Below are 17,555 nucleotides of genomic sequence, written 5' to 3'. Positions count from 1 at the left end.
CTACTCGGCGCCCTCGTCGAGGACCGCCGCGACGCCCTGCGCGAGGCAGGGGATCCGGTGCGCCGGGATCCCCGCGATGTTGATCCGCCCGGCCGTCGTCCCGTAGATGGCGAACCTGCTGCGCAGCCGCAGCATCTGACGCGCGGTGAGCGGCAGCATCGAGAACATCCCCTTCTGCCGCGCCAGCACATCGGCCTGCGCGTTCCACCCCAGCGCGGTCAGCTCCGCGGTCAGCCCGCGCCGGTTGTCCTCGATCCGCGCCCGCATCCCGTCCAGCTCCGCGCGCCACAGGGCCCGCAGTCCGTCGTCCTCGAGGATCGCCGTCACCACCGCGGCGCCGTGCTCCGGCGGCATCGAGTACAGGGTGCGGGCGGCGTTCTGCAGCGCCGTCTCCACGTGCCGCAGCGACTGCCGCGAGGCGCCGACCACGACGGCGCAGCCGGTCCGGTCGCTGTAGAGCCCGAAGTTCTTCGAACAGCTGATGGCGACGAGCATCTCCGGCACGCGCTCCGCGAGCATGCGCGTGGCCGCCAGATCGGCCTCCAGGCCGTCGCCGAGCCCGTGGTACGCGAGGTCCACGAACGGCACCCAGCCGTGCTCGGCGGCGAGCTCGGCCACGGCCCCCCAGTCCTGCGCGGACGGGTCGACCCCGGTCGGATTGTGGCAGCAGCCCTGGAGCAGGACCACGTCGTCGCGGCGCGCCCCGCCGAGGTCGCGCAGCATTCCCGCCGTGTCGAAGCGGCCCTCGGCGTCCTGCCAGCCGTACGTCCGCACGGTCAGCCCGGCGGCCTCCAGGATGGGGCGGTGGTTGACGTACGCGGGGTCGCTGATCCACACGGTCGTGCCGGGCCGGGTCCGGCAGATCAGGTCGGCCAGCAGCCGCAGCGCGCCGCTGCCCGCGACGGTCTGGACGGCCACCGCCCGCTCGGCCGCGCCACCGGAACCCAGGACCAGCGACAGCATCGCCCGGTTGAAGGCCGTGTTGCCGGAGAGCCCCCGGTACTCCTTGGAGGCGGAGCGCTCCGCCAGCCGTATCTCGGCCTCGCGCACCGCCGCCATGACGGGGGTGCCACCCGTCTGGTCGCGGTAGACGCCGAGGACGAGGTTCAGGCGCTCGGGCCGGGCGTCGGCTCCGTACGCCTCGGTGAGGTCCCACAGCGGGTCGACGGGCGGCGGGAGGAGGAGCTCAAGCATGGTCGGGAACCTCGGGCTGCTGGATGCGGGCGGTGGTACGAGGGCGCCGGTTGGCGAGGGCGACGCCCGCGGTGATGAGGGGGACGCCGACGAGCACGGCCGCGGTCGGCGACTCGCCGAGCAGGGGGATCGCGAGCAGGACCACGGCGACCGGGCTGAGGCTGCCCACGGTGGAGCTGCGCTCCGCGCCGAGGCTGCGGATGGCGAAGGCGTACAGCAGGCCGGCACACAGGCCCACCCCCAGCCCCTGCACCACCAGGAACAGGGCGATGTCGCTCCCCGCGGCCGAGGCCAGGCCGGTCGGCAGTACCCCGGTCAGGACCAGGAGTGCCATCACCGCGAACGAGGGCAGGCACAGGAGGCCGATCGATCCGACGGGATCGAGCTCCACTTCCTTCAGTCCGACCGTGTACAGGGCCCACAGCCCGCTCGCGACGAGCAGGATCCCGGCGCCGGCCAGCACCTGCGTGTTCAGCGGGACGACGTAGCGCCAGACCAGGGCGACCACGCCGACCGCGATCAGCCCGAGCCCGGCCGCCTGCGTGCCCCGGGGCAGGCCCTTGCCCGCGGCGACCATCAGCGCGGAGACGAAGAGCGGGACCATCCCGGGGACGATCGAGCCGACGAAGGCCGCCGAGGTGAGGGAGCCGCCGTACATCGCGGCCAGGAAGAACGGCACCCCGGCCCCGCAGGCGATCTTGAGTGCGGTGGCGGGGCGGACGGCGGCCATCTGCCGGCGCCGCCGCCACAGCGCGGGCGCCAGGACGAGCAGCGGCACGCCGAAGCGGAGCAGGGCCGCGTCGGCGGGCAGCAGGGAGGAGGAGCTCAGGGCCCGGGCGCTGAGCGCGAAGGCGGCCCAGATCAGGACGGTCACGGCCAGGGCCACGGCGCCCTTCGCCTGCGGGGAGAGACGTGGGCGGACGGCGGCGCCGGCGGCCGGCGGGGGCGCCGTCGCGGGACCGGCATTCGTGGTGACCAAGGGGGCTCCTCCAGCCTCGGGGGCCGGATCCGGCCATGGAGCAACGCTAGGGCTTCTGCCGGGGCAGCCGATTGCCAGTTCTGCCTCTCGGACATACGTTTGAGGCAGAATCTGCCAAAGAGAGGCCAGGGAGGGGCGATGGACGCAGTCGATCTCCAGATCATCCGCGAATTGCAGGCCGACGGGCGGTTGTCCAACCAGGACCTCGCCGACCGGGTCAGGCTGTCCCCGTCGCCCTGCCTGCGCCGCGTGCGGCGCCTGGAGGAGGCCGGCCTGATCCGCGGCTACACGGCCATGGTCGACCAGGTGGCCTTCGGTCTGCCGATCACGGTCTTCGTCCGGATCCGCCTGGACCGCCACACGAAGGAGGCGGTCGGTGTCTTCGAGGGGCACGTCGCGCTCATCGAGCACATCCAGGACTGCTACCTGATGGCCGGAAGCAGCGACTACCTGCTCCGGGTGGTCATCGAGAGCCTGGAGGCGTACGAATCCCTCGTCCGCAACCGCATCCACGCCATCCCCGGCATCGCGTCGATCGAGTCGAGCTTCGCCTTCGGCAGCGTGAAACAGTCCCGGGTCTATCCGACCCCCGCGTGACACGGGCGATCGTGCCCGGTCACCGCCGGCGCCGGCGGTCGATCCCCGCCGGGGAACGCATACTTGACCGTATGTCAGAGGAGATGCCTGCCGCGCCGTGGGCTCCGGTCGACGGTCTCGGCGAGGTCGTCGAGGAGCGGTGGCGGCGGCTGCACGAGCGGCTCGGCGTCCGGGACGCCTCCCGGATCCGGGAACTGGTCGAAGCCGCCCGTGCCGAGCCCCGGCTGCGCGTGTTGTCCCCGGGGATGACCCTGTGCTGGCTCCGCTTCAGCCGCCGGGCCACTCCGCCCATCTGTTTCGACCTGCCGTTGGTGCGGGCGCTGGGCAACGGCCGCTACGAGGTGCGGACCTGCGACGGCCGGCTGCAGGAGGGCCCGGGCACGGCCGAGGCCGTGGCCCTCGTGGTCGCCGAGCTGCCGACGGACGTTCCCGCTCCGCTCTGAGCCCTTCACCGTCCTGACCGCGCCGACGCCCCGTACGGGGGTGGCCATTTCACGCGGCCGGAGCCGAACGCCCGCCTTTACCCTGCGTGACGGCCTGCGGCAGCGGTAGACCTCTGTGAATTCCAGACCGTGCCACCTGCGTTACATGTCCCTATTTGCCCCTCCTTCGAGCGTGAACAAGAACACTCTCCGCTAGGTATTGCGCATGGATGTGGGGACCCGGGGCAGGCGGCCGGTTCGTGTCGGTGCAACCCGGCAGGGGGATTCAGAGGACGAAAGGCAATACGCAACGTGACCGCAGCACAACAGAGCATCCATGTGGGCGGAGAGTGGCGCACAGCCCTCTCCGGCGCCACCCGCGAGATCATCGACCCCGTCGACGCGACCGCGTTCGCGGTCGTGGCGGAGGGCGGCGTCCAGGACACCGACGAAGCCGTCGCCGCGGCACGAGCCGCCTTCGACGACGGTGCCTGGCCCCGTACGCCGGTCGCCGAGCGGGCCGCCCTGCTGCGACGGGTCGCCGCCCTGCTGGAGCGCGACCGCGAGCGGATCGGCGCCCTGGAGAGCCAGGACGCGGGCAAGACCCTGGAGGAGGGCCGCGTGGACGTCGACTGCGTCCGCGACGCCTTCCTCTACTTCGCCGACCTCGTGGCGAACGAGAACGGCGCACGGGTCGTCGACGCCGGTTCGGACGAGATCCGCAGTGTCGTCGTGCACGAGCCGGTCGGGGTCTGCGCCCTGATCACGCCGTGGAACTATCCGCTGCTCCAGGCCAGCTGGAAGATCGCTCCCGCACTCGCCGCCGGCAACACGTTCGTGATCAAGCCCAGTGAGATCACCCCGCTGACCACCGTCGCGCTGATCGAACTGCTCCTGGAAGCCGGACTCCCGCTCGGCGCGGCCAACATCGTCACCGGCCCCGGCGGTACGGTCGGCGCCCGGCTCGCCGAACACCCCGATGTCGACCTGATCTCGTTCACGGGCGGTCTCGTCAGCGGTACGAAGGTGGCCAGGGCGGCCGCCGACAGCGTGAAGAAGGTCGCCCTCGAACTGGGCGGCAAGAATCCCAACGTGATCTTCGCCGACGCCTGTTCGACGCCCGACGCGTTCGACACCGCCGTCGACCAGGCGCTCAACGCCGCCTTCATCCACAGCGGCCAGGTCTGCTCCGCCGGCTCCCGCCTCATCGTCGAGGAGCCGCTGCGCGATCGTTTCGTCGCCGAGCTCGCCCGCCGGGCCGAGCTGATCCGGCTGGGGCGCGGCACCGACAAGGGCGTCGAATGCGGTCCGCTCGTCTCTGCGGCCCAGCTGGCCCGGACCGAGGAGTACGTGGCCTCCGCCCTCGCCGAGGGCGCGGTCCTGCGCGCGGGCGGCGAGAAGCCGGCCGGCCCCGGCTACTTCTTCCGGCCCACCGTCCTGGACCGGTGCCACCGCGGCATGCGCGTCGTCCGCGAGGAGGTCTTCGGCCCCGTCCTCACCGTGGAGACCTTCCGCACCGAGGAGGAGGCCGTCGCCCTCGCCAACGACACCGAGTACGGCCTCGCCGGAGCGGTGTGGACCTCCGACGGGGACCGTGCCCGCCGTGTCGCGGCCGCGCTGCGCCACGGCACCGTATGGATCAACGACTTCCACCCCTACCTGCCGCAGGCGGAGTGGGGCGGCTTCGGGAAGTCCGGCATCGGCCGCGAACTGGGCCCCGGCGGCCTCGGCGAATACCGCGAGGCCAAGCACATCTACCAGAACCTCGCCCCGCGCCCCGTGCGCTGGTTCGCGGGCGCGAAGGAGAAGGACCGGGCATGAACGACCAGCACGTGTACGACTACGTCGTCGTCGGCGGCGGCACCGCCGGTTCGGTGATCGCCTCCCGGCTGACCGAGGACCCGGACGTCAGCGTCGCCGTCATCGAGGGCGGCCCCAGCGACGTCGGCCGCGACGACGTCCTCACCCTGCGCCGCTGGATGGGCCTGCTCGGCGGCGAACTGGACTACGACTACCCCACCACCGAACAGCCCCGCGGCAACTCGCACATCCGCCACAGCCGCGCGCGGGTGCTGGGCGGCTGCTCCTCGCACAACACCCTCATCGCGTTCAAGCCCCTGCCCTCCGACTGGGACGAGTGGGCCGAAGCCGGCGCCGAGGGGTGGGACGCGGCAGCCATGGACCCCTACTTCGCCCGGCTGCGCAACAACATCGTCCCCGTCGACGAGGCCGACCGGAACGCGATCGCCCGGGACTTCGTCGACGCGGCGCAGACCGCGCTCGGCGTTCCGCGCGTCGAGGGCTTCAACAGGGCTGCGTTCCACGAGGGCGCAGGCTTCTTCGACCTCGCCTACCACCCGGAGAACAACAAGCGGTCCTCCGCCTCCGTCGCCTACCTGCACCCGTTCCTGGACCGGCCGAACCTGCACATCGCCCTGGAGACCTGGGCGTTCCGGCTGGAGGTGGAGGGCACCCGCGCGACCGGTGTGCACATCCGTACCAAGGAGGGCGCGGAGCACGTCGTACGCGCCCGGCGCGAAGTCCTGGTGTGCGCCGGGGCCGTGGACACCCCGCGCCTGCTGCTGCACTCCGGCATCGGTCCGCGCGCCGACCTGGAGAAGCTCGGCATTCCCGTCGTGCACGACCTGCCGGGCGTCGGCGAGAACCTGCTCGACCACCCCGAGTCGGTCATCGTGTGGGAGACGCACGGCCCGATCCCGGAGAACTCCGCGATGGACTCCGACGCCGGGTTGTTCGTCCGCCGGGACCCGGCGGCCGAGGGCCCGGACCTGATGTTTCACTTCTACCAGATCCCCTTCACCGACAACCCCGAACGCCTGGGCTACGAACGGCCCGCGCACGGCGTGTCGATGACCCCGAACATCCCCAAGCCGCGCAGCCGCGGCCGGCTCTACCTGACGAGCGCCGACCCCGAGGCCAAGCCCGCCCTCGACTTCCGCTACTTCACGGACGAGGACGACTACGACGGCCGGACCCTCGTCGACGGGATCCGCATCGCCCGGCGGATCGCGGCGAGCGAACCGCTGGCCGGATGGCTCAAGCGCGAGGTCTGCCCGGGGCCGGAGGTGACCTCCGAAGAGGAACTCAGCGCGTACGCGCGCCATGTCGCGCACACCGTCTACCACCCCGCCGGCACCTGCCGGATGGGGGCCGTCGACGACGAACTCGCCGTCGTCGCACCCGACCTGCGGATCCGGGGCCTCGACGGCATCCGGATCGCCGACGCTTCCGTATTCCCCACCATGACCGCCGTGAACCCGATGATCGGCGTCCTCATGGTCGGCGAGAAGTGCGCCGACCTGCTGGGAGGCACCACCCGATGAACACCGCACATCACACCGCGACCGAGCTCCGGCCCCCCGCGGACTCCGTCTTCTCCGTACGCGACCTGTGGAAGGTCTTCGGTCCCAAGGCCGACCGCGTACCCGCCGACAAGGAGCTCGCCTCCCTCGACGCCGCCGAACTGCGCGAGCGCACCGGCTGCACCGCCGCCGTCCGGGACGTCTCCTTCGACGTCCGCAAGGGCGAGGTCTTCGTCGTCATGGGCCTGTCGGGCTCGGGCAAGTCGACGCTCGTACGCTGCCTGACCCGGCTCATCGAGCCGACCTCGGGCACGATCTCCATCGACGGGGAGGACGTGCTGTCCATGGACACCGGCCGGCTCCGCGAGCTGCGCCGGCACCGGGCGGCGATGGTCTTCCAGCACTTCGGGCTGCTGCCGCACCGCACGGTGCTCGACAACATCGCCTACGGGCTGGAGATCCAGGGCGTGGGGCGCGCCGAACGGCGCGAGCGCGCGGCGGAGTTCGTCGCCAAGGTCGGCCTGGACGGCATGGAGCAGCGCAGGCCGAGCCAGCTGTCCGGAGGCCAGCAGCAGCGCGTGGGCCTCGCCCGCGCACTCGCGGTGGACCCCGAAGTCCTGCTCTTCGACGAGCCGTTCAGCGCGCTCGACCCGCTCATCCGGCGGGACATGCAGGAGGAGGTCGTACGCCTGCACCGGGAGGAGGGGCGCACGATGGTCTTCATCACGCACGACCTGAGCGAGGCGCTGAAGCTCGGCGACCGCATCGCGCTGATGCAGGGCGGCCGGATCGTGCAGCTCGGCACGCCGGAGGAGATCGTGGGCGCCCCCGCCGACGACTACGTCAGGGACTTCGTCCGGGACGTGCCGCGCGAGCAGGTGCTGACCGTCCGCTCGGCGATGCGCCCCGCCCTCGCAGGCGAGCGCGACACCGGCCCCGCGCTCGACCCCGGTGCCACCGTCCACGAGGCCATCGAGGCCGTCGCCCGTACCGGCGAGAACGCGCGGGTCGTCGAGGACGGCCGCTGCCTCGGTGTGGTCGACCACGCGGGACTCCTCGGTGTCGTCGCCGGGGTACCGGTCGCGCCGGGGAAGGCGGTGGCCTGATGTATGCCCATACGACCTGGCCGCCGCCGGGCGGCACGACCGCCGATGCCACCCGGCCCGGTGGGCTGCGCGCGCTCGTGCGCCACCGCGGCCGGCTGATCGGCGCGGGCGCGGCCCTCGCGCTCGTCCTCGGCTCCGTGCTCCTGGGCGGAGGCAGCTGGCCGGCTTCGCTCTCCGTCGACCTGTCCGGGCCGCTCGACCGCACGAGTGACTGGATCATCGACAACCGGGACGGCCACCCGCTGTTCCTCTACTTCCTCGGCCATGTCAGCAACCTCGTGGTCGTCTCCGTCCGCGCGGTGTACCTGCTGCTGCTCGCCCTCGGCTGGGCCGGCGTCACCGCCGCCGCCGGACTGGTGGCCTGGCGGGTCGCGGGAGTACGCCTCGCACTGACCTCCGTCGCCGCGTTCGCCGCGTGCGGACTGCTCGGCATGTGGGTGCCCACCCTGCAGACGCTCGCCCTGATGGTGGTCGCCGTCGCCGCGTCCGTACTGGTCGGAGGCCTGCTGGGGCTGGCCGCCGGGCTGTCGGAGCGCATGCACCGGATCCTGCGGCCCGTGCTGGACACCATGCAGGTGTTGCCGGCCTTCGCCTACCTCCTGCCCGTCGTCCTGGTCTTCGGCATCGGTGTGCCCGCCGCCGTCCTCGCGACCGTCGTCTACGCGGCTCCGCCCATGGCCCGTCTCACCGCACTCGGGCTGCGCGGCGCGGACGCCGGAGTCGTGGAGGCGGCCACCTCCCTCGGCGCGACCGGCAGGCAGCGGCTGCTGACCGTCCGGCTGCCGCTGGCCCGCAAGGAACTGCTGCTCGGCGTCAACCAGTCGATCATGATGGCGCTGGGCATGGCCGTGATCGCGTCCGTCATCGGCGCGGGCGGCCTCGGCGACCGCGTGTACCAGGCGCTCGCCTCCGTCGACGTGGGCGCCGCGCTCGCCGCCGGTGTGCCGATCGTGCTGCTCGCCGTCGTCCTGGACCGGGTCACCGCCGCGGCGGGGGAGCGGATCGGCACGGCCGGTCCCGGCCGGTCCCGGCTCGGCTGGCCCGTCGCGGCCGCGGTGACCGCCGCCCTCGCCGTCGGCGGGCGCCTGGCGGACCGGCTGTCGTGGCCCGACGGGTGGACGGTGGACATCGCCGGACCCGTCAACCGGACGGTCGACTGGATGACCGCCCACCTCTACTCCGGCGTGCCCCTCGTCGGCGGCACCGCCGACTGGGCGGCGCGGTTCACCACCTGGGTCCTGGGCCCGCTGCGCGACGGCCTGCAATGGCTGCCCTGGTGGGCGGTCCTGCTGGCCGTCGCCACCCTCGCCCTGCTCATCGGCACCTGGCGCACCGCCGTGACCGCCGTCCTCGCCATGGCCGCCATCGGCGTGCTCGGCGTCTGGGACCCGGCGCTCGACACGCTGTCCCAGGTGCTGGCCGCCGTCGCCGTGACCCTGCTGCTCGGCTTCGCACTCGGGGTCGCCGCGGCGCGCAGCACCCGCCTGGGGCGCGCGCTGCGTCCGGTCCTCGACGTCTTCCAGACGATGCCGCAGTTCGTGTACCTGATCCCCGTGGTCGCCCTGTTCGGCGTCGGCCGCGCCCCGGCGGTCGCCGCCGCCGTGGTCTACGCGCTGCCCGCCGTGGTGCGGATCACCGCCCAGGGCGTACGCGCGGTGGACCCGGCCGCGCTGGAGTCCGCGCGCTCGCTGGGCGCCACCGGGCGCCAGCAGCTGTTCCAGGTCCAGCTGCCGCTGGCCCGCCCCGCGCTGCTGCTGGCCGTCAACCAGGGCGTGGTGCTGGTCCTCGCCGTGGTCGTCATCGGCGGCCTCGTGGGCGGCGGGGCGCTCGGCTACGACGCGGTCTTCGGCCTCGCCCAGGGCGACCTGGCGACCGGTCTGGTCGCCGGCGCCGCGATCGTCTGCCTCGGCCTGATGCTCGACCGCGTCACGCAGCCGACGGACCGTCGCGACCTCGCCGGAAAGGGGGCCTGACATGGCTCGCACACGCCTCACCGCCCGCACACGCCTCACCGCGGCCCGCACGGGCCGCGCCGCACCCCGTACCCGCTTCGCCGCCCTCGCGGCCGCCGTGGCCCTGACCGCCCTCACCGGCTGCGGCGCCGCCGACATGACCCGCCAGGCCTCCCCGTACGCCGACGCGAAGGGCTCCCGTACGGTGACGCTGTCCGTCCAGTCGTGGGTGGGCGCGCAGGCCAACGTCGCCGTCGCCCAGTACCTGCTGGAGCACGAGCTCGGCTACCGGGTGGACACCGTCCAGATCGACGAGGTGCCCGCCTGGGACGCGCTCAGCCAGGGCCGGGTGGACGCCCTCCTGGAGGACTGGGGCCACCCCGAGCAGGAGAAGCGGTACGTCGACGACAAGGCGACGATCAAGCCGGGTGGCGAGCTCGGGGTGACCGGCCACATCGGCTGGTTCGTACCGACGTACTTCGCCGAACAGCAGCCCGACGTCACCGACTGGAAGAATCTGAACAAGTACGCGAAAGACTTCCGTACGGCGGAGAGCGGCAGCAAGGGCCAGTTGATGGACGGCTCCCCGTCCTACGTGACGAACGACAAGGCGCTCGTGAAGAACCTGGGCCTCGACTACCAGGTCGTGTTCGCGGGTTCCGAGGCGGCGCAGATCACGCAGATCAAGCAGTTCGCCAAGGAGAAGAAGCCCTTCCTGAGCTACTGGTACAAGCCCCAGTGGCTGTTCGAGAAGGTCCCGATGACGGAGGTGAAGCTGCCCGCCCACGAGGAAGGCTGCGACGCCGACGCGGAGAAGGTGGCCTGCGCGTACCCGCACACCCCCCTGCGCAAGTTCCTCAACGCCCGCTTCGCGGACGGCGGAGGCGACGCCGCCGCCTTCCTGAAGAAGTTCCGCTGGACGACCGAGATGCAGAACGACGTCTCCCTGATGATCGCGGAGGAGAAGCTGGCGCCGCAGGAGGCGGCGGCCCGCTGGGTGAAGGCGAACGAGGCCACCTGGCGGGCGTGGCTTCCGTCCTGACGCCCGTTCGGCTCACCCGTACGAGGCGGCCAGCTCGCTGCTGCGGTCGCGAGCGGCCTCCAGGGCCGCCATCAGCGCGGCGCGCACGCCGTGCCGTTCCAGCTCGCGCACCGCGCTGATGGTGGTGCCCGCCGGTGAGGTGACCGCCTCGCGGAGCTTGACCGGGTGCGTACCGGAGTCGCGCAGCATGACCGAGGCGCCCACGGAGCTGCGTACGACGAGCTCGTGGGCCTTGTCCCTCGGAAGCCCCAGCAGGACGCCCGCGTCCGTCATCGCCTCGACGAGGAAGTAGAAGTAGGCGGGCCCCGACCCCGAGAGGGCCGTCGCGGCGTCCTGCTGGGCCTCCGGCACGGTGAGGGTGTGGCCGACTCCGCGGAACAGCTCCGCGGCCTGCTCCACGTGCTGCTGCGAGGCGTGGCTGCCGCCGGAGAGCACGGTCATCCCCTCGTCGACCAGCACCGCCGTGTTGGGCATCGCCCGGACCACCGCGACGCCGGCCGGGACCCGCTCCTCGAAGAAGGCCGTCGTCAGCCCGGCCGCCACGCTGATCAGCAGGGCCCCGGGCGCGATCGCGGGGGAGACCTCCTCCAGCAGCGCACCCATGTCCTGCGGCTTCACCGCGAGGATCAGCACGTCGGCCCACGCGGCGGCGTCCGTGTTGCCCATCGGCGCGACCCCGTGGCGCGCCTCGATCTCGGCGGCCCGCTTCTTGCCGCGGCAGGTGACCCCGAGCGCCTGGGCAGGCCAGCCGGAGCGCAGCAGACCGCCGAGAAGTGCCTCACCCATCTTGCCCGCGCCGAGCACGGCGACCTTGCACGTCATGACTTGCTCCCTCGTGGTGGAAGTGACGGAAGAGAAGCGGGGGCGGCCGGCCCGGTCACCCCGAGCCCGTCTCCGCGTACGGGTGCGGTGCGTACAGGGCCACGTCCTGCGCGCCGACGACCTCGGGACACGCCGGAGCGGCGGGCCCCTCGTCCGGTACGGGGAGACCGGCGAGCAGCCGGATCAGGTCGCCGGAGGCCAGCCGGGCGAGCCCGCGGGCGACGGGCCTGCCCGCGCCGTCGGCGAGGTCCACCGGGTCGCCCGCCGTGAACTGCCCCTCGACGGCGGTGACTCCGGTCCACAGCACGGGCCGGCCCTGCTCCCGTACGCCCCGCACCGTGTCGGCGTCGAGGGCGATCCGGCCCTGCGGCGCCGTGGCGTGGGCGAGCCAGAACAACTGCTCCGCGGGCCGCTGCCGGGCGGCGTGGAAGTACGTTCCCGTCTGCCCGCCCGCCAGCGCCGGCGCGGCGTGCCAGGCCGCGGCCAGCACGACGGGGATCCCGGCGCTCGCCGCGGTCATCGCCGCCTGGACCTTGGCCCCCATGCCGCCCGTTCCGACCCCCGAGCGTCCCGGGGTGCCCGTACGGATCCCGGCGAGGTCGGCCGGTCCGCGGATCTCGGCGATCGGGCCGGTTCCGGGGGCCAGCGGGTCCCCGTCGTACAGGGCCTCCACGTCGGAGAGGAGGACGAGCAGGTCGGCGCCGATCAACTCGGCGACCAGCGCCGCGAGTCGGTCGTTGTCCCCGAAGCGGACCTCGTGGGTGGCGACGACGTCGTTCTCGTTGACGACCGGCACGATCCCCATGAGCATCAGCTTCTTCAGGGTGCGCCGGGCGTTGTGGTAGTGGTCGCGGCGGGTGATGTCGCCCGCCGTGAGCAGCACCTGCCCCACCTGGATGCCGTACCGGCCGAACTCCGCGCCGTAGGTGCCCATGAGCAGCCCCTGCCCGACACTGGCGGCCGCCTGCTGCGCGGACAGTTCGGCGGGCCGCGCGGTCAGTCCCAGCGGGGCGAGTCCCGCCGCGACGGCGCCGGAGGAGACCAGGACGACGCTCTTGCCCTGCCCGTGCAGCCCGGCCAGGACCTCGACCAGCGCGGCCAGCCGGGCCGGATCGAGCCGTCCGGAGTCCGAAGTGAGTGAGGAGGAGCCGATCTTGACCACGATCCGGTGGGCCTCGGCCACATCCGCGCGCTCGGTGCGCGGCTCGTCCGGCGCGGCTTCGGGTGTCACGAGAGCTCTCCTCGGGGCGGTGGGGCGACGGCTGCGGGGATCCGATTCAGCCACATGCCGTTCCCGTTTCGTTCCCGGCCTCCGGGAATCGTTCAGGATCGATTCAGTAGCCACCTGCCCCATTTTTTGCGGGGCATCTGATAGGCCCGCAGCCCAGAAACGAAGAAGGGAGTACGGAGTACGGTGTATTCGTCATTCACTGAGAAAATGGCCCAACCGGATCTGATAGATCTCGGCGACGGCATATACGTTCTCCGGTTCGAGGTCATGAAGGTGACCTCGGTCTACCGGGCGGTCAAGGAACTGCTGGCGCGCGGGGTGATCCGGCACGGCCAGACCCTCGTCGACAGCTCCAGCGGCATCTACGGCCACGCGCTCGCCCTGGTCTGCCGCGAGCTGGGTCTCAAGTGCCACGTCTTCGCGTCCGTCGCGGTCGACGACGGCATCAAGACGCAGCTCAAGTACCTCGGTGCCACCTACGACCAGGTCTCCGGCGGCGGCGCCAACCTCCAGCACGACCAGGAGGCGCGCGTCCGGCTCGTCCACGACTACCTGCGGCGCAATCCGGACGCGTACTGGATGCAGCAGTACCACGACGACGTGCACTACGCCGGCTACGAACACGTCGCGGAGCTGCTCCTCAAGGAGCTGGGCTGGGCGGAGATGACCCTGGTCGGCGGCGTCGGGACCGGCGCGTCGACGAGCGCGATGAGCCGCTACCTGCGCGAGTCCTGCCCCAACGTCCGGGTGGCCGGAATCCAGCCGTTCGGCAGCCGCTCCTTCGGCTCCGAGAACTTCCCGCTCGACGGGTTCATCATCGCCGGGATCGGCAGCGGCATCCGCTTCGACAACATCGACTACAGCGCCTACGACGACATCCACTGGGTCGACTTCGACGTGTCGGCCGCGGGCTGCCGCCACCTGCTCTCCACCACGGGCGTCTTCGCCGGACTGTCCGCGGGCGCCGGCTGGCAGGCCGCCCGGTACATCCGGTCGACGGCGCCCTCCGGCGGTCCCGTCGTCTTCATGGCGGCCGACCCCGGACACCGTTACATCAAGCAGGTCTTCCCGCCCGACGGCCCGCTCGTCGAGGACCCCGAATACCGGCCCGTGGTCATATCCGCGCTGGAGGAGATGACCGGACCCTGGTGCACGATGAACTGGGGGCGAAGGCCGTACAGCGTCCAGGACGACCTCCCGGTGCTCGCCCTGCAGGGCTGAATGCCCGCACAGCCGACCCTGGCTCGCCTAATTCCACCGTAAAGAATCCGAGGCAGCACCCATGACCGATGTCGCCATCATCAATTATGGCGCCCAACACGACTATCCGGCCATGCTCCACGAGCTGGCGGGCGGGCTCCACGTCTACAGCCACAACCCGCTCGCGCACACCGCGGGGCTCGGCTCCTACGAACACGTCCAGGACTGCGAGTTCGTCCCCTACGCCGAACTGCGCATCCGGCAGCTGGCGCGGACCCGCCGCTTCGCGCACGTCATCACCGACAACGAGTACGACCTCGAGCGGGCCGCGCGCATCCGTGAGGACCTCGGCATCCCCGGCCAGTCGGCGCGCAGCGCACGGCAGTTCCGCGACAAGGTCGTCATGAAGCAGACCGCCGGCCGTACGGTCGCCACCCCGCGCTACGCCCGGCTGAAGACGATCGTCGACCTCACCCGGTTCATCGAGGAGAACGACTACCCGGTCGTCGTCAAGCCGGTGAGCCAGGGCGGTTCGCGCGACATCGTGGTGCTGCGCGACGAGGACGACCTGATGGGGTTCAGCCGCCGCCACTGGCGCGAGGACCTCATGGTCGAGGACTTCGTCGACGGCGAGATCTACCACGTCGACGCGATCCTGGCGCCCGGCTACCGGTTCGTGGCCTCCTCCCGGTACCTGCGGGACTGCCTCGGCGTCCTCTCGGGCCGGAACAACGGCTCGCTCCAGCTCGACCCGGGTGACAAACGGGCACAGCGGCTGGAGGAGTTCCTCGACCGGGTCCTCGAAGCCTTCGACACCCCGGAAGTCGGCGCCTACCATCTCGAGGTGTTCCGCACGCCCGAGGACGAATTCGTGCTGTGCGAGATCGCCTCCCGCGTCGGCGGCTCCCGCATCCCCGCCCTCACCCGCATGACCTACGGCCTCGACCTGCACGCCACCTGGCTGAGGCTGTCCTGCGGTCTGCCCGTGGACCCCGCGCCGACCGCCCCGCCGGCCGAACTCCGGGGCTCCATCGGCATCGTCCCCCCGGGCCGCCCGGTGCGCGCACCGCAGACCCTGCCGTTCGACTGGGTCGAGCACTACCAGGTCAACGAGCAGCTCGCGCCCGGCGCCGTGGCCCAGAACAGCACCTCCAACCTCTGCTTCGCCCTGGTCCGCGGGGCCGACACCGCCGAGGTGGAGCAGCGCCTGCTCCAGGTCGAGGAGTGGATCCTGGACAACCTGACCGAGGCCGACGAACCCGCCCGGGTCCCCGCGCCGTGAACGCCTGGCGCGAGGCGTCCCCCACCGCGCGCCTCCTGCTGGTGGCGGTGCTCTTCACCGGCCTCACCACCTTCATGTTCCTTCCCCTGCTGGCCATCGAACTGACGGCGCAGGGCATACCGGCGGGCCGCACGGGCTTCCTGGTCGGTCTGCTCGCCTTCTCCGGCCAGGCGTTCTCGCTCCTGACCGGGCTGCTGGTCGACCGGTTCGGCGCCCACAGGGTGATGTCCGCCGGCTTCCTTCTGCGCGTCCTGGGCTACGTGCTCCTAGGGCTCGGAGGCGGCGGCGATCAGGCGCCGCTCGTGGCGGGAATCGTGGCGGTCGGGGTCGGCGGCTCGCTGCTGGGCCTGTCGACCAAGACACTGCTCGTCTCGCAGGAGGGCGCCGATCCGCGCACGATGCTCGCGCTGCGCTCGACGTTCGTGAACGTCGGGGTCGTGGCCGGGCCCGCGCTCGGCGCCGCGGTGTATCCGCTCGGGTTCGGCTGGATCCTGGCGGCCTGCGTGCTCTCGCACCTCGTCCTCGGCACCTGCCTGGTCCTGCGACGGTCCGTGACGGCCTCCCGGTCACGGCCCGCCGCGGGACGGGCGCCCGCCCCGGCGCCGGACGGCGCTCCCGCCACGCCGTGGACCCTGCGCCAATGGCTGCCCCTGTGCGGGCTGGGGGTCGCCTACTGGGCGATCTACAGCCAGCTCAACGTCCTGCTCCCGATCACCGCGAACGAGATGACCGGCAGCACCGCCGCGATCTCGGTGGTGTTCACGGCCAACGGCCTGCTCGTCGTGCTGTTCCAGTACACCCTGCTGCGTCACGTGTTCCGCCGCACCACCGCCCGAACCCTGCTGGTCCTCGGCTTCCTCGCCTTCGCCTGCGCCTACGCCACGCTGATACCGCTCGCCGGGTGGTACTCGCTGCTCGCCTTCGTGGTGCCGGTCACGCTGGCGGAGATGCTGATCGGCCCCAGCCTCGACGAACAGGCGGTGAACGCCGCCGCCACCCGCCGCACCGGGCTCGCCCTCGGCGCGATGAGCGCGGCCGGAGCCCTCGGCAGCCTGTTCGGCTCCAGCGCGAGCGGCTACCTGCTGCAGACCGCGCGCGGCGGCAGCGAGGTCTGGCTGGTGCTCGTCGGCTCCTCCCTCGCCGCCGCGGCGATCTGTCTCCTCCTACCGAAAGTGCGTACGCGCCATGCCTGACACACAGCCGACCGTCGTGCTGCTCAATCCGCGCAGCCATGTCCTGGCCGCGGCCCGGAAGCTGGGCGCCGCCACCGTGACCGTCCCCGAACCCGGCAGGCCGCTGCCCGCGGACGGTCCGGGACTGGCCTTCCACTCCCCGTGGACGACCGACCCCGAGGACCTCGTCGAGCGGCTGCGCGCGCTCGACCTGCCCGCCCCGGTCAGCTGCTTCGGTTTCGGCGAACTGGGCTGCTCCGTGGCCGCGCTGGTCAACCGCCGCCTCGGCTGGCCCGGCAACCCGCCCGAAGCCATGGAGGCGTTCAAGGACAAGGCGAAGCTGCGCTCCGCGGTGGGCGACCGGGCCGGCGCGCCCGTCGCGTACCGGCTGTGCACGCAGAAGAGCCAGATCGCCCCGGCCGTCGAGGCCATCGGCTACCCCTGCATCGTGAAGCCGGCCGACGGCACCGGCAGCGCCGGGGTGCGCCACCTCGCGGGGCCCCGGGAACTCGAAAGCCACCTGGCCTCGCTGGACTTCAAGACCCCGCACCTCGTCGAGGAGTTCCTCGTGGGGACCGAGTACAGCGTGGAGGCGATGAGCTCGTCCGCCGGCCACCGGATCCTCGCGATCACGGAGAAGGCGACCACCGGCGCACCCGGATTCGTCGAGACCGGACACACGCTGCCCGTACGGCTCGACCCGCAGGACGAGGAGGCGGTCGCCGCCCTGGTCACCGCGACCCTGGACGCGGCGGGCTACCGTACGGGCCCCTCGCACACCGAGGTCATGCTCACGGCCAAGGGGCCCCGCCTCATCGAGTCGCACGGCCGCCCCGGCGGCGACCGGCTCAGCGACATGCTGGACCTGGCACTCGGCGAGGACGTCTTCGAACAGGCCATGGCGGACCTCCTCGGCCTGCCCGTCCCTGGCGCCCCCACCCGCGACCGCGTCGCCGGGATCCGCTACGTCACCTTCGACCGCACGGTGCCGCTCACGGTCACCGACGCGCAGACCGCGGCGGTCGCCGCCCTCCCCGGGGTCACGGAAGTCGCCATCGCCGTCACGGCGGGCCAACTCCCCCCGGAGATCCACCGGTCCGGAGACCGGCACGGCTTCGTGGTCGCCTTCGGGGCCGACCGCGAGGAGCTGGAGAGCCGTCTCGACCTCGCCGTACGCACCCTCACCACCGGCCGCTGAGCCTCCCCGCCCGCTCCACCGACCCACCCATCCCC

Annotated in this window: 15 protein-coding genes; 11 read left to right on the top strand and 4 right to left on the bottom strand. The window is 72.3% G+C overall.

The window, feature by feature from the left end; genetic code table 11:
- Both ACFXGI_RS01325 and ACFXGI_RS01320 read right to left on the bottom strand, forming a co-directional pair.
- A complete protein-coding gene (locus tag ACFXGI_RS01325; protein ID WP_384701485.1) occupies nucleotides 1-1,194 on the bottom strand; it encodes an aromatic amino acid transaminase in 1,194 nt (397 codons plus the stop codon).
- The gene (locus tag ACFXGI_RS01320; protein WP_384701482.1) at nucleotides 1,187-2,173 is read right to left on the bottom strand and encodes a DMT family transporter; all 987 of its coding nucleotides are present in this window, start codon (nucleotides 2,171-2,173) and stop codon (nucleotides 1,187-1,189) included. The genes ACFXGI_RS01325 and ACFXGI_RS01320 overlap by 8 nt, the downstream gene beginning before the upstream one ends.
- A gap of 138 nt (nucleotides 2,174-2,311) precedes the next feature.
- On the opposite strand from ACFXGI_RS01320, the gene ACFXGI_RS01315 reads away from it, so the two are divergent.
- The 7 genes from ACFXGI_RS01315 (at nucleotide 2,312) to ACFXGI_RS01285 (ending at nucleotide 10,615) form a co-directional block, all read left to right on the top strand.
- On the top strand, nucleotides 2,312-2,770 hold the full coding sequence (locus tag ACFXGI_RS01315) for an Lrp/AsnC family transcriptional regulator (RefSeq protein WP_030860603.1): 459 nt from the start codon (nucleotides 2,312-2,314) through the stop codon (nucleotides 2,768-2,770).
- Nucleotides 2,771-2,841: 71 nt separating this feature from the next.
- Nucleotides 2,842-3,213, top strand: coding sequence for a DUF6193 family natural product biosynthesis protein (locus tag ACFXGI_RS01310; RefSeq protein ID WP_384701479.1), 372 nt, complete (start codon nucleotides 2,842-2,844; stop codon nucleotides 3,211-3,213).
- 291 nt (nucleotides 3,214-3,504) lie between these two features.
- Nucleotides 3,505-5,013: an aldehyde dehydrogenase family protein gene (locus tag ACFXGI_RS01305; RefSeq protein WP_384701476.1), complete on the top strand. Its 1,509-nt coding sequence runs from the start codon at nucleotides 3,505-3,507 to the stop codon at nucleotides 5,011-5,013.
- The gene (locus ACFXGI_RS01300; RefSeq protein ID WP_384701473.1) at nucleotides 5,010-6,536 is read left to right on the top strand and encodes a GMC family oxidoreductase; all 1,527 of its coding nucleotides are present in this window, start codon (nucleotides 5,010-5,012) and stop codon (nucleotides 6,534-6,536) included. Before ACFXGI_RS01305 ends, ACFXGI_RS01300 begins: the two co-directional genes overlap by 4 nt.
- Nucleotides 6,533-7,621, top strand: a complete 1,089-nt coding sequence (locus ACFXGI_RS01295) for a glycine betaine/L-proline ABC transporter ATP-binding protein (protein WP_384701470.1) — start codon at nucleotides 6,533-6,535, stop codon at nucleotides 7,619-7,621. The genes ACFXGI_RS01300 and ACFXGI_RS01295 overlap by 4 nt, the downstream gene beginning before the upstream one ends.
- Entirely contained in the window at nucleotides 7,621-9,594 is a 1,974-nt protein-coding gene (locus tag ACFXGI_RS01290) for an ABC transporter permease (RefSeq protein ID WP_384701467.1), read from the top strand. Before ACFXGI_RS01295 ends, ACFXGI_RS01290 begins: the two co-directional genes overlap by 1 nt.
- A gap of 1 nt (nucleotide 9,595) precedes the next feature.
- Nucleotides 9,596-10,615 carry an ABC transporter substrate-binding protein gene (locus ACFXGI_RS01285; protein WP_384701464.1) on the top strand — a complete coding sequence of 340 codons (1,020 nt, stop codon included), beginning with the start codon at nucleotides 9,596-9,598 and terminating at the stop codon, nucleotides 10,613-10,615.
- A 12-nt stretch (nucleotides 10,616-10,627) separates the two neighbouring features.
- On the opposite strand, the gene proC is transcribed toward ACFXGI_RS01285, so the two are convergent.
- Nucleotides 10,628-11,437, bottom strand: coding sequence for a pyrroline-5-carboxylate reductase (gene proC, locus ACFXGI_RS01280; RefSeq protein WP_384701461.1), 810 nt, complete (start codon nucleotides 11,435-11,437; stop codon nucleotides 10,628-10,630).
- Nucleotides 11,438-11,492: 55 nt separating this feature from the next.
- Nucleotides 11,493-12,620 carry a glutamate 5-kinase gene (gene proB, locus ACFXGI_RS01275; RefSeq protein WP_384701834.1) on the bottom strand — a complete coding sequence of 376 codons (1,128 nt, stop codon included), beginning with the start codon at nucleotides 12,618-12,620 and terminating at the stop codon, nucleotides 11,493-11,495.
- A gap of 255 nt (nucleotides 12,621-12,875) precedes the next feature.
- Here proB and ACFXGI_RS01270 point away from each other — a divergent pair, with 255 nt between their 5' ends.
- The 4 genes from ACFXGI_RS01270 to ACFXGI_RS01255 all read left to right on the top strand — a co-directional run bounded on the left by ACFXGI_RS01270 (nucleotide 12,876) and on the right by ACFXGI_RS01255 (nucleotide 17,520).
- Nucleotides 12,876-13,889 (top strand): pyridoxal-phosphate dependent enzyme, encoded by a 1,014-nt coding sequence (locus ACFXGI_RS01270; RefSeq protein WP_384701458.1) that lies wholly within the window; start codon nucleotides 12,876-12,878, stop codon nucleotides 13,887-13,889.
- A 61-nt stretch (nucleotides 13,890-13,950) separates the two neighbouring features.
- The gene (locus ACFXGI_RS01265) at nucleotides 13,951-15,150 is read left to right on the top strand and encodes an acetyl-CoA carboxylase biotin carboxylase subunit family protein (protein WP_384701455.1); all 1,200 of its coding nucleotides are present in this window, start codon (nucleotides 13,951-13,953) and stop codon (nucleotides 15,148-15,150) included.
- On the top strand, nucleotides 15,147-16,343 hold the full coding sequence (locus ACFXGI_RS01260; protein ID WP_384701452.1) for an MFS transporter: 1,197 nt from the start codon (nucleotides 15,147-15,149) through the stop codon (nucleotides 16,341-16,343). The genes ACFXGI_RS01265 and ACFXGI_RS01260 overlap by 4 nt, the downstream gene beginning before the upstream one ends.
- Complete coding sequence (locus tag ACFXGI_RS01255; RefSeq protein ID WP_384701449.1) at nucleotides 16,336-17,520, top strand: ATP-grasp domain-containing protein; 1,185 nt, start codon at nucleotides 16,336-16,338, stop codon at nucleotides 17,518-17,520. The genes ACFXGI_RS01260 and ACFXGI_RS01255 overlap by 8 nt, the downstream gene beginning before the upstream one ends.
- The last annotated feature ends 35 nt before the right edge of the window (nucleotides 17,521-17,555 follow it).

The sequence above is a fragment of the Streptomyces sp. NPDC059355 genome, from assembly GCF_042752335.1.
Taxonomy (GTDB): Bacteria; Actinomycetota; Actinomycetes; order Streptomycetales; family Streptomycetaceae; genus Streptomyces.
Note: the sequence above shows the minus strand (reverse complement) of the source record. Positions and strands in the feature narration are given on the sequence as shown.

What these genes read in the sequence shown, in the direction of transcription:
- ACFXGI_RS01255 (WP_384701449.1), top strand. Translation starts at nt 16,336, where the DNA reads ATGCCTGACACACAGCCGACCGTCGTGCTGCTCAATCCGCGCAGCCAT.
- ACFXGI_RS01265 (WP_384701455.1), top strand. Translation starts at nt 13,951, where the DNA reads ATGACCGATGTCGCCATCATCAATTATGGCGCCCAACACGACTATCCG.
- proC (WP_384701461.1), bottom strand. Translation starts at nt 11,437, where the DNA reads ATGACGTGCAAGGTCGCCGTGCTCGGCGCGGGCAAGATGGGTGAGGCA.
- ACFXGI_RS01325 (WP_384701485.1), bottom strand. Translation starts at nt 1,194, where the DNA reads ATGCTTGAGCTCCTCCTCCCGCCGCCCGTCGACCCGCTGTGGGACCTC.
- ACFXGI_RS01300 (WP_384701473.1), top strand. Translation starts at nt 5,010, where the DNA reads ATGAACGACCAGCACGTGTACGACTACGTCGTCGTCGGCGGCGGCACC.
- ACFXGI_RS01270 (WP_384701458.1), top strand. Translation starts at nt 12,876, where the DNA reads ATGGCCCAACCGGATCTGATAGATCTCGGCGACGGCATATACGTTCTC.
- ACFXGI_RS01290 (WP_384701467.1), top strand. Translation starts at nt 7,621, where the DNA reads ATGTATGCCCATACGACCTGGCCGCCGCCGGGCGGCACGACCGCCGAT.
- ACFXGI_RS01315 (WP_030860603.1), top strand. Translation starts at nt 2,312, where the DNA reads ATGGACGCAGTCGATCTCCAGATCATCCGCGAATTGCAGGCCGACGGG.
- ACFXGI_RS01310 (WP_384701479.1), top strand. Translation starts at nt 2,842, where the DNA reads ATGTCAGAGGAGATGCCTGCCGCGCCGTGGGCTCCGGTCGACGGTCTC.
- ACFXGI_RS01295 (WP_384701470.1), top strand. Translation starts at nt 6,533, where the DNA reads ATGAACACCGCACATCACACCGCGACCGAGCTCCGGCCCCCCGCGGAC.
- ACFXGI_RS01285 (WP_384701464.1), top strand. Translation starts at nt 9,596, where the DNA reads ATGGCTCGCACACGCCTCACCGCCCGCACACGCCTCACCGCGGCCCGC.